This window comes from Streptomyces sp. NBC_00654, from assembly GCF_026341775.1.
GTDB lineage: Bacteria > Actinomycetota > Actinomycetes > Streptomycetales > Streptomycetaceae > Streptomyces.
The window spans coordinates 30,364-43,141 of record NZ_JAPEOB010000008.1 but is presented as its reverse complement, the minus strand read 5'-3'; the positions used below and the strand labels follow the sequence as shown (position 1 = coordinate 43,141).

Here is a 12,778-nt window from a genome sequence, read left to right as displayed (position 1 = left end):
GAGCACTTCGCCTTGGCTGGTGCCGTACCGCCGATCACTTCGAGCCAGCCGAGATGTTGATCAAGGTTGTGAAACGAATCTTCAGATGTCTCGTGGCGTTCTGACGGGTGCACAGTGGGTCCGGCTGGAAGCGGTGTTGCCGCCGATACCGAAGATGGGCCGACCTCCGGGGGATCGGCGGCAGTCTTCGACGGGATCTGGTGGCGGGCGCCCGGACCGGCTCGCCTTGGCGGGACCTGCCCGAGCGATACGGCCCCTGGGTGACGGCGTATGCGGTGTTCCGGCGGTGGCAGATCGACGAAATCAACCCGGTGGAAGGCATTTGGTCGGTACTGCGCCGGACCAGCCAGACGAACACCGCTTTCACCGACCCCGACCACCTCATCCGCCGGCTACGACACGGCCTCCGCCAGATCCAGTACCGCAGCGACATCATCAACGGATGCCTCACCGCGACCGGCCTCACACTGACGACACCACCCCTACAACCTCAGTAGGCGACCGGGCAGCCCATGTTCCCCGCAGCCGTCGGCGGTGGGGCACCGATCGAAGCCGGCTGGTCGGCCACGATCAGCATCGTTCCATGCTCGGCCTCGTACGACGTTGGGCCGATGTCCTCTTGGCCATGCTCCGCGACGGAGCCTTCTACGAACCCCAGCCCGTCCGGGCGAATTGAGACCTGCTTGCCCTCCGCCCAAGCCCATGGTCAGCTTCGGGTATGGGGGACGAGAGTTCCGAGCACCCGGCACTCATCCGTCGCTGGCTCGCGGGTGAAATCGTCACCAACACCGTCGGCATCAAGATCGTCGGCGGCCCTTTCAACGGGCGGACCAAAGTCGTCGGGCTCAGCCAGGCAGGGCTGCCGCCCGCCGGCTTCCGAGGCCGCCCCGGTCGGGCATCAGGACCTGGAATCCCGCAGCAAGACACACCTGCCTGGCAGTCCGAGCCCCCGACACCTCTACGGGCTGGATCTACGAATACGCCGACGCCGACACCACCAGGGAAGGCTGACGCCGCCGAGCCTCCACCGCCCCGCAGAGACTTGCCCGAACCCATAGGGGCACCCCCTCCGGGCCGGGCTTCGGTCACGGCCGCCGGCCTCGTGTCCCGCCCGGCACTGGGTCAGCGAACAGGCCGACGGCCACCACGCCCCAGCCCGGGTGCGGAGGCCGCCGGTGGGCGCGGCGCCCGGCCGTCTCGCGGACGTGAGGTGCGGCCAGTCGGCGGAGTTGGGCTGTTTGTCGTTCCACGACTGTGGGAGGGCGAGCGGCGCGAGGAGCTGGACTGCCCGAGTGTCGCGTCCGGGAGCGGGAGCGTACCGAGGGCGTGTTGCCTCGGTTCCGGTGACGGTGTGTGCTGCTGCGGGCAGTGCCGAGGGGGCTGCTGCGCATGGGGCTTTTGCTGGGCGCGGGGGGTGGCCTGGTGCGCGGAGCGGGGTGGTCATGGATCTGTTGCCTGGTTCGCTTTGGGTAACTGGTCGTTCGCGTGGCGTGCGGGATTGCCGTGGATGGGTGAGCCGTGTGTGCGACTAAGTGGCTTGGCAGGGACCCGAGTTGCCGTTCTTCTCGAACCAAGCGGTCTGTTTTCGGATATGTGGATTGGTCGGATTTCTTCATTCTGGTGTTCTGATTTCATGATGCAACTTTCCCTGATGGTGACTCAGGTCACTCTTGACTGGCCTGGGGTGCGCCCTGATATTTGGCTGACTTTCGTGAAGGCTTTGTGACCAATGGGGCGGGACTGTGAGTGGTGGGGTGTGGCGTCGAACGCGTCACTGTGTGTGCGCGCTGGTCGTCGCGACCACGATCGTGGGTGGGATTCCCGCCCTGACAGGGCAGGCTGCGGCGGTGCCCGCGGCCGCTCGGGGAGTTGCCTCGGAGTCCGGGTCGGCGGAGGCCCGGGCCTCCGCCGAGGCGGTGGAGGCCGGTGAACGTGTCGAGGTTGTGGAGCAGCGCACCGAGCGGGAGACGGTGTTCGCGAATCCGGACGGGACGACCTTCACGTTGGACAAGTCGATCAGCCCGGTGCGGGTCGCCGCGCCGGATGGCGGGTGGAGGAGTCCGGACGCCACTCTCGTGAAGAAATCCGACGGGTCGGTCGGTCCGAAGGCCGCTGCGGTGGATCTGTCGTTCTCGCCCGGGGGCAGTGGGGCGGGGCTGGTCACGATCGCCGAGGGAACGCAGTCGGTGTCTTTGGGCTGGCCGGGCGCGCTGCCCGCTCCCCGTCTGGAGGGCGAGCGTGCCGTCTACGAGGATGTGCTGCCGGATGTGAATCTGATCCTGACCGCGACGGTGGAGGGCTTCCGCCAGGTGTTGGAGGTCAAGACTCCGGAAGCGGCCGCGAACCCTGCCCTGGCGAGCATCGAGTACCGGCTGGGAGCCGAGAACCTCACGGTGAGGGCCGGCGCCGGCGGGGGAGTGGAGGCTCTCGACGGCAACGGGCAGACCGTGTTCCGCTCACCGGCCGCGCAGATGTGGAACTCCGCCGGCGCGAACACCAACCCTCAGACAGCTCGGCAGTCGCTGTATCTCGCCGAGTCCGCGGACGCCGGTGCCGCCGAACCGGTGCCGGCAGGCCCGCGTGAGGAAGGTGATCCGCTGGCCGGTCCCGGAGCGGGGGACGAGTCCTCGGTCCTGGACCTCGCGGTCGCGGAGGACTCGGTGACGGTCATGCCCGACGCGGACCTCGTGGCGGCAACCGGTGCGGCGGACTTCCCGCTCTACATCGATCCGTCGGTCGAGCTGAACGAGGACGAGCGCACCGTGCTGTCTTCGGACGGCGATGTGTTCTGGAACTTCTCCGGCGGCGAGAACGGCATGAGCGTCGGCAAGTGCGGCTCCGCCGTCATCGGCGGGGTCTCGTACTACTGCGGCAACGGCTATGTGAACCGCATGTACTTCGAGTTCGCCCCGGGGAAACTGAAGGGCAAGCACGTCCTGGACGCGACGTTCAGGGTGACGGAGACCTGGTCGTTCTCCTGTGACGAGCGCTGGGTCGATCTTGAGCGGACGAACAACATCTCCTCGTCCTCGAAGTGGCCGGGCCCGAAGAAGCTGGACCAGATGGGTGACCGCAAGGTGTCGGCAGGCCGCGGCAGCAACTGCACACCCCCTCAGCCCCGTGCCCCCATCGAGTTCCACGACTACGCGCCGGAACCGGACGAGAACCTGACACCCACCGTCCGCAGTTTCGCGGAGGGGAAGATCTCCCGCCTGACGCTGATGCTGATGGCCAAGGACGAGTCGGACACCATCGCGTGGAAGCGGTTCGATGACGATGCGGTTCTGAGCGTCACCTACGTCGGCAGGCCGGCCAAGCCCAGCGCCATCGGTCTCGTCACCGGAACCACCCCGGTGTGCAAGACCGTCGAGTCCGCCCCGGCGATCGCCACCGACCCCACCCCGGCCCTGACCGCAACCGGGCAGACCGAAGCGGGCGGTGAATCGGGAGCCGCACTGCGGGTCGTCATGGCACTGGACAAGAAGACAGGATCCACATGGACGAAGGCCATCGGTGACATCCTGGCCCCGTCCAGCCCGGTGGGTGACAACGTCAAGGTCACCGCGTCACCCAGCGCGGACCTGGAGCAGAACACCCTCTACCGATACCGTTCCTGGACCCGGTCGTACTACGGCAGCGAGCACCTGGCGGGGCCGTCGAACGGCTCCACGACGGGCTGGTGCTACTTCAAGGTCGACAGCCAGGCCCCGAACCCTCCGACCATCACCTTCAAGCCCGGCAACCCGTACTCACCGTGCACCGCGAACGACTGCGTCCCCGGAGGGAAGCCCGGCCAGGCAGGAACGTTCACCCTCGGCCCCGCGCCCGGTGACGTCAACACCGCCTACCGGTACAAGCTCTCCACGGACACGGCCTGGTCCAGCTACCTGCCCGGGGCGACGGTGGACATCAACCCGGCACCGCCCACGTCCGGCACCATCGTCCTGGAAGCCGAAGCGAAGGACAACTACGGCCCCGGCGCCGGCAACACGGTCGACTTCGTCGTCAAGGAAGGCGAAGGACCGGTCGGCCGCTGGAACTTCAGCGAGGACACCGGACCGGCCATCGACTCCTCCACCACCGACCCCAGCCTGCAGGACAACGCGGCACTGACCGGGGGAGCCTCCCGGACCGACCAGGGGCGCCGCGGCGAGGTCACCGTCACCCCGGCCACAGACACCGAACCAGCGGTCAAGACCACCGACAAGGGCCTCCGACTGGACGGCACCACCGGCTACGCAGCCACCACCGGGCCGGTCATCGACACCCGGGCTTCCTACACAGCGGCCGCATGGGTCCGCCTGGACGATTCCCGCAACGCCAATGCCACCGTCCTGAGCCAGGACGGCACCAACCGCAGTCCATTCCTGCTCGGCTACGAGTACACCACCAAGCTGTGGTCCTTCCGCGAGGCCAGCGCCGACGTCCCCGCAGGCACCCCGTGGACCTACCAGCGAGTGGCCTCCAAAACCCCTGCCACGCCAAAGGTATGGACCCACCTGGCCGGAGTCTTCGACGCGACGGCCGGCACCATCAGCCTCTACGTCAACGGCGAACTGCAGGGCACGACACCGTTCACCGCACCCTGGGCCGCGAACGGGCCGCTCCAGATCGGACGTGTCCACTGGTCCGGGACACACACCGACTACTTCCCCGGCGTCATCGACGAGCCGGCGGTGTGGCAGGTCGCGCTGACCAAGGAACAGATCGCGCAGGAAAGCCGGCTGATCGACGCCCACGGAAAGCCCTCCGCGGAGCTCGTCGCCTCATGGAATCCCGCAGGTGCTCAGGGCATGTCACTCAGTGACACGGTCTCGGGCTACAAGCCGTCCCTCGCCCTCTCCGCGGGAGCTTCCCTGACCGGTGACGAACTTGTCCTGAACGGCACCACGGGCGCCGCGACCACACCGGGGCCGGTGGTGGACGACTCCGGCTCGTTCACAGTGACGACAGAGGCGGTCGTCGACGGGGCCAAGGTCCTGGAGAAGCCGGACCACTACAAAGCGCAGATCCTCGGACAGCGGACCGCGACGGGATCGTCCTGGAGCCTGTGGTTCGAGAAGACCGGAAGCCGGCAGGAACCCGAGTACGACGAGAACGGCGACCCGGTCGTCGACGGGGACGGTCTCCCCGTGACGAAGCCCGTCGCGGTGGGCCGCTGGAACTTCGGCCGCCTCACCGCGGACGGCACCGGAGTATCTGTCGAGAGCAAGGACGAAGCCGTCCTGGACACCGAGACCCGCCTTACCGGTGTCTACAACGCCCAGGACAGAACGATCCAGCTCTACGTCACCACGGACCGTCAGATCAGCGACGGCATGCCGTACACCGCCCAGGTCGGCAGTGGCGAGTTCTCCGTCGGCAAGGGATACCTCGGGGCCTGGGGCAACTACCTGCCCGGCCGGCTCACCGACATCCGGCTCTGGTCCGGAGCACTGACAGACGGCACACAGGTCGGCGAAATCGTCGGCACCTGACACACCACCGCCCCAGCACTTCGCCACGAGCGGGGCCGGCCACCACCGCCGACCCCGCCCCGCCCTGCGCCACCGCCACCCTGCTGCGCTGCCCGGACAACCGGCGGTCGGCCGTACCCGGAGAGAAGACGTGTCCGTGCCCAGATCCTTCCCCTCGTTCCTGAAGCGACGCGGCCGACGGCGCCCCGCCCGCGCCGCCGCGACACTTCGCATACCCGTGGTCGGGGCACTGGTCCTGGCATTGTCCGTGCCCGCGGTGCTGACGCCGGTGGCCGCCGCCGTCGATCCTCTGGGCAGACCCGATCTTCCGGCCCCCCGGGTCAGCAAGGTGAAGACGGTCAGCGCCCTGGGGGCGAAAGAGGACCGCGAACGGGTAGCGAAGAACAAGGCGGCCAACAGCAGGCAAGCCGCACAGGCACGCAGCCCGCACGCCGCTCACTGGCCGAAGGCATCCACCACAACAGAGAAGATCACCGGCCTGCCCGGGCAGGCGGCAACCGTGTCCGTCACGGCCCCGCCCCCCGCCAAGCCCGCAGCACGCAACACAAAGACGGCCACCCCGGCCACCGGCTCCGCCACCGTGAGCGTCCTCGACCAGAAGACCTCCCGCACCACAGGCATCACCGGCGTGGTGTTCACCGCCACCGCCGAGTCCCCGGGCACCGCCGACATCACCGTCGACTACGCGACGTTCGCCGACGCCATCGGCGGGAACTGGGGTCCCCGCCTGGGCCTGGTGTCCCTGCCCGCATGCGCGCTGACCAGCCCCCAGAAACCCCAGTGCCGCACCCAGACCCCCGTAACCTTCCGCAACAACGCCGCGGCACAGACCGTCTCCGCCCGAGTCACCCTCCCCGGGACGGACACCACCACAGCCAACAAGACACCGGCCGGAGTGTTCGCCGTGACGGCGACCTCACAGACGGCTGCCTCCGGCGCCGGCGACTACAAGGCCACCCCGCTGGCTGCTTCCTCCGCCTGGGAAGCGGGCGGCTCGTCCGGCTCCTTCACCTGGTCCTACCCGGTCACCGTGCCACCGGCAGCTGCCGGCCCTTCACCGTCCCTGTCCCTGTCCTACGACTCGGGCAGCACGGATGGCCGCACCTCGAACACGAACAACCAGGGCACCATGCTCGGTGAAGGATTCGACCTCACCTCCTCCTACATCGAGCGCAAATACGGATCCTGCGAGGACGACGGCCAGACCGACAAACAGGACCATTGCTGGAAGTACGAGAACGCCTCCCTCGTCCTGAACGGCAAAGCCACCGAACTCGTCAAGGACGACGCCACCGGTGTGTGGCGTCTCAAGAACGACGACGCCTCCCAGGTCACCCACGAGACCGGAGCAGCCAACAACGACGACGGCGACGACATCGTCTCGGGCAAAGGCGACGGAAAGGGCGAGTACTGGAAAGTCGTCACCGGTGACGGCACCACCTACACCTTCGGCCTGAACAAACTCCCCGGCGCGGGCACCGAACGCACCAACTCCGTCTGGACCGTCCCCGTCTTCGGAGACGACTCCGCCGAACCCGGCTACTCCTCCGGCACCGGCTACTCCGGCCGCGCCAAAACACAGGCATGGCGCTGGAACCTCGACCTCATCACCGACGTCCACGGCAACGCCTCCACCTACTGGTACAAGGCGGAGACGAACCACTACGCAAAGAACGGCGACAAGACCGAACTCGCCGCCTACACCCGCGGCGGCCACCTCGAAGAGATCAGGTACGGACAGCGCTCCGACACCCTGTTCACCGGCAACCCGTCCGGCAAGGTCGAGTTCACCTACAAGGAGCGCTGCACCGCATCGGACTGCTCCTCCCTGACCAAGGACACCGCGAAGAACTGGCCCGACGTTCCCTTCGACGCCATCTGCAGCGCAGACGAATCCGAGTGCCTGCCCAAGGGACCGGCGTTCTTCACCCGCAAGATGCTCACCGGCATCGACACCAGCGTCTGGTCAACCGCCGCCGAGCCCGACGCGTACAAGCCCGTCGACAACTACGCCCTGACCTACCAGTTCCTGGACGGCGCGGACATCGGCAACCCCTCCGACAAGACACTGACCCTCAAGACGCTCCAGCGCACCGGAAAGAACGGGGGCACCATCGCCGTACCCCCGGTGGAATTCGGCTACCACATGCGGCCCAACCGGGTCGACGCCACCGACAACATCCTCCCGCTGACCCGTCCCCGCATCAACACCATCACCACCGAGACCGGCGCCATCACCACCGTCACCCTGTCCGACCCCCAGTGCGTGCGCGGCAGCAAGATGCCCACGGCCGAAGACGACAACAACCTGTCCTGCTACCCCGTGTACTGGCCCGTCAACGGCGGCGACCCCCAACTCGACTGGTTCCACAAGTACAACGTCACCTCCGTATCCACCTCCGACCCCGCCGGCCAGAACGAGGCCGTAGAGAACTCCTACACCTACGAGAGCCCCGGCTGGCACTACAACAACGACCCCTTCACCCCCGAGGACGAACGGACCTGGTCCAGCTGGCGCGGCTACCAGAAGGTCACCACCCACACCGGCGACACGAACCACACCCAGTCCAAAACCGTCCGTCTGTACATGCAGGGCATGCACGGCGACAAACGCAAAGACACCACCGCCACCCGCACCGCCACCGTCGCCGGCATCGACGTCGCAGGCCTCAACGCCTCCGACCTCACCGACCACGACATGTACGCGGGATTCCTGCGCGAAGAGATCACCTACAACGGCACCGCACCCGTCACCCTGGCCTTCCACAACATCTGGACCAAGGAAACCGCCAGCCAGCAACGGTCCTACGCCAACACCAAGGCGTACTTCATCCGCCCCGCCCTCTCCTCCCTCTACACCTACCTGCCGATCAGCAACACCTGGCGCCGCAACTCCACCGCATACACCTACGACGCCACCTACGGCATGATCACGCAGACCGCAGCAGCCGGAAACACAGCCAAGACCGGCGACGAGACCTGTACCCGCACCTGGTACGCCCGCAACCCCGACAAAGGCATCACCAGCCTCGTCTCCCGCACCCGAACAATCGGGACCGCCTGCCTGGACACAGCCGGGGCGATCGTCACCGACGACAAACTGAACCTCCCCGCGAACTCCAAGACCCGCGGCGACGTACTCTCCGACACCGCCGTCGTCTACGACAACACCACCGCCACCGGCTGGACCACTTCCCAGACCCCGACACTCGGCCTCGCCACCTGGACCGGCAGGGCCAAGGCCTACCCCATCGCCGCAGGAACCAGCGACCGCCACCCCGCAGTGAACGGCGGCTGGCAAACGGTCACCAAGACCACCTACGACACAGCCACCGCGAAACTCGGACGCCCCCTGACCGTCGAGGACGCCAAGCAGAACGTCAGGTCCGCCACCTACTACCCGGCCGCGGCCGGCCCCCTCACCACCATGGTCGTCGCCGCCCCCAAACTCACCTCCAACGGCCAGACCCACAAGAACTACACCTATCTCGACCCCGCCCGCGGATCCGTCACCAGCACCCTCGACGCCAACCTCAAGAAGACCGAGAACACCTACGACGCACTCGGCCGCATCACCGACACCTGGGCACCCAACCGCTCCAAGGGCATCGACAGCCCGACAGCGAAGTACGGCTACAACATCGCCCGCGGCAGCCAGCCCTGGACCTCCGTAGCCACCCTCAAAGCCAACGGCACCAGCTACGAGACCAGCTACGCCATCACCGACGCCCTGCTGCGCCCGATCCAGACCCAGACCACCTCACCGCTCGGCGGCCGGATCCTGACCGACACCCGCTACGACTCACGCGGCCTCGCCTATGAGACGTACGCCGACATCTATGACAACCTCGCCGCCCCGAACGGCACATACGCCCGCGCCTCCTACGCTCACACGCCGGCCCTGACCCGCACCACCTACGACGCGGCAGCACGCCCCGCGACCAGTACCTTCACCGTGTTCGGCGTGGACCGTTGGTCGACCACCACCAGCTACACCGGAGACTCGACGGCCACCACCGCGGTCAAGGGCGGCAATGCCACCCGGACCATTACCGATGTCCTGGGCCGCACCACGGAGACACGCACCTACGCGGGCACCACCCCGAACGACACCGCGTACGGCGCCACGACAGGGACCTCCTACACCCGGGTGAAGTACGACTACACCCCTGACGGCAAGCAGTCCCTGATCACCGGCATCGACGACGCCAAGTGGACCTACGCCTACGACCTGTTCGGCCGCCAGATTGAGACGACCGACCCGGACAAGGGAATCTCCACCACCGAGTACAACGAGCTCGATCAGATCAGCCTGACCGAGGATGCCCGCAAGACGAAACTGCTCTACAAATACGACGAACTCGGCCGCAAGACCGGCCTCTGGCAGACCGACGACACAGACCCCAACAAACTCGCCGACTGGAGCTACGACACCCTCCTCAAGGGCAAACCGGACGGCTCCACCCGCTACGTCGGCGGCGCCACCGGCAAGAAGTACACCAAGCAGGTCACCGTCTACGACACCCTCGGCCGGGCCACCAGCACCGACGTTGTACTGCCCGCCGACGACCCGCTGGTCACCTCCGGCGCAGTGGCAGCCACGACCACCTTCGGCACCGACTACCTTCTCGACGGCTCCCTCAACAACACCAAGGAACCCGGCGTCGCCGGCCTCCCCAAGGAGATCGTCCAGCCGAAGTACAACTCCCTCGGCCTCACCACAGGGCTGACCGGGACCAATACCTACCTCCTCGGCGTCAGCTACTCCGCACTCGGCGAGGTTGAACAGCTCACGCTCGGCGCAGGCGCCAAGAACACCTACATCACGAACACGTACCAGCCGGGCACCGGCCGCCTCACCCGCAGCCACGTCACCGACCAGACCCACGCGTACATGCTGCAGGACCTGAACTTCACCCAGGACGACGCGGGCAACGTCCAGTCCATCCTCGACCCCACCACCCTCGGCGGCACCACCAAGGCCGACAACCAGTGCTTCACCTATGACAACGACCGCCGCCTCACCGAAGCCTGGACCCCCAAGACCGCCGACTGCTCCACCACCGGCCGCACCACCGCCAACCTCGACGGCGCCGCCCCGTACTGGACCAGCTACACCTACAACACCGCCGGCCAACGGGCCACCGAAACCGCCCACGCCGCCGCGGGCGACGCCACCACCACCTACGGATACCAGACACCCACCGGACAGCCCCACCCCCTCGTCAAGACCACCGGAGCCAAAGCCGCGGCATACGGATACGACGACGCGGGCAACACCACCAACCGCCCCGGCACCCAGGCCACCCAGACCCTCACCTGGAACACCGAAGGCGAACTGGCCTCCACCACCGAACCCGCAGCCGGCACCAAGCCCGCCCTCGGCACCACCTACCTCTACGACGCCGACGGCGAACTCCTCATCCGCCGCGCCACCGGAGACGGCGACACCGTCCTCTACCTCGGCGCCACCGAAGTACACCTGACCACCAAGGGCACAACAAAGACGGTCACCGGCACCCGCTACTACAGCGCCGCAGGCCAGAACATCGCGGTCCGCACATCCACGCTCGGCACCCCGGGCAGCAAGATCAGCTTCCTCGCCGCAGACCACCACGGCACCAGCAGCATCGCCACCGACGCCACCACCCAGGACATCACCAAGCGCTACACCACCCCCTTCGGCGCCCCCCGCGGCACTGAACCCATCACCTGGCCCGACGACAAGGCATTCCTCGGCAAACCGACCGACACCACCACCGGCCTCACCCACATCGGCGCCCGCGAATACGACCCGGGAATCGGCCAGTTCATCAGCGTCGACCCTATCCTCGAACTCGACAAACACCAGACACTCAACGGATACAGCTACGCCGGCCAAGCTCCCGCAACCAACTCGGATCCCACCGGCACCTGCCTGGACCCGGGCAACGGCCACTGCCAACCGGGCAACAACAGCGGCAAACCGGACCCAGCCTTCCCGATCACCACGCACCCGTCGCCGAGCACAGGTGGTACTGCCGGCGGTGGTAACAGCGGTGGTAACGGCGGTGATAACGGCGGTGGTAACGGCGGTGGTAACGGCGGTGGTGGTAACGGTGGTGGTAACGGTGGTGGTAACGGCGGTGGCGGGGGGTGGCTGTCCTCCTTTGCCGACGCTCTCGTGGAACAAGGCAGAGAGTTTGGCACCGGCCTGATTGGTGCGGTAGGCGACGAGCTTAAGAACGGGTATAACTGCGTCACGCTCGACGGCACGTGCACTGAGTATGTGACCGGCAAAATGAAAGAGATAACCGGAGTAGGATTCGCAGAATCAATTATTGCCAGAGGCAGTGAAATTGCTGACGATTTCATTGACGGGAGATCCACGGAAGGCGCAGCCAAGATCACATTTGATGTCGTCCTGGCTGCCGCAACACGCAAGATTGCAAAGGTCGCGAAGGCGTGTCATAGCTTCTTGCCGGGAACTGGTGTTCTCCTGGCGGACGGTACACGAAAAGCCATCGAAGACATCGAAGTCGGCGACACTGTAACCACAACCGATGTCGAGACCGGAGAAACGGTCGAGAAAAAAGTTGCCCAGACGATCACCACGGAGGATGACAAGGCATTCACTGAAATCGTCGTATCCGTAGACGACGGCCAATCAAGCATCGTAGCAACCGATACACACCCCTTCTGGGCGCCCGACCTGAAAAAATGGATCCAGGCCGGAGACCTCCAAGCCGGACAGCTGCTCCGCACCAGCGCAGGCACACACGTCCAGATATCCGAAGTCAAGCACTACACCCAGCGTCAGCGAACCCACGACCTCAGCATCGAGGACATCCACGCGTACTATGTACTCGCTGGTCAGACGCCGGTACTCGTTCACAACTGCAATACAGGGGGATTGAGTCTCTCGGGTGCGCGGCACGTCAGCGGACGCTTTCCCAAGACTGCTAACCCCGGGGAGACGCTTTTCCGTCAGAAAGAGGACGGGACGGTTACTGCGTATGCGCGTTATGATGAGGAAGGAGCAATTTCCCAGCGCGCAGACCTCGATCCTGACTCAGCACCGCATGCCGGAATACCGGCCCCACACATTCTCGATATGGCCAAGCATGTCAATCCAAAAACGGGCCAGGTTTTTCGCAACTGGGAGAAGATGCCGCGGCCTCTACGCCCCGAGGAAGAGCTATGCGGCTGCCGGTAGGCCGAGCTAAATATGGATGGCTGACATGCAAGCCGTTCATAAATAATTGAATACTGGTAGAAATGCATCACCTCAGGCGCTCGCAGTAACATGGCGGGCGCCTGAG

Annotated in this window: 2 protein-coding genes and 1 pseudogene; all 3 read left to right on the top strand. The window is 66.2% G+C overall.

The annotated features are described in order from the left end of the window. Positions 1-157: 157 nt before the first annotated feature. Positions 158-296: pseudogene (locus OHA98_RS41565) on the top strand (transposase); the annotation flags it as partial. A gap of 1,551 nt (positions 297-1,847) precedes the next feature. Continuing rightward, the gene (locus tag OHA98_RS41555; protein WP_266933596.1) at positions 1,848-5,477 is read left to right on the top strand and encodes a LamG domain-containing protein; all 3,630 of its coding nucleotides are present in this window, start codon (positions 1,848-1,850) and stop codon (positions 5,475-5,477) included. A gap of 130 nt (positions 5,478-5,607) precedes the next feature. Then, a complete protein-coding gene (locus OHA98_RS41550) occupies positions 5,608-12,672 on the top strand; it encodes a polymorphic toxin-type HINT domain-containing protein (protein ID WP_266933595.1) in 7,065 nt (2,354 codons plus the stop codon). The last annotated feature ends 106 nt before the right edge of the window (positions 12,673-12,778 follow it).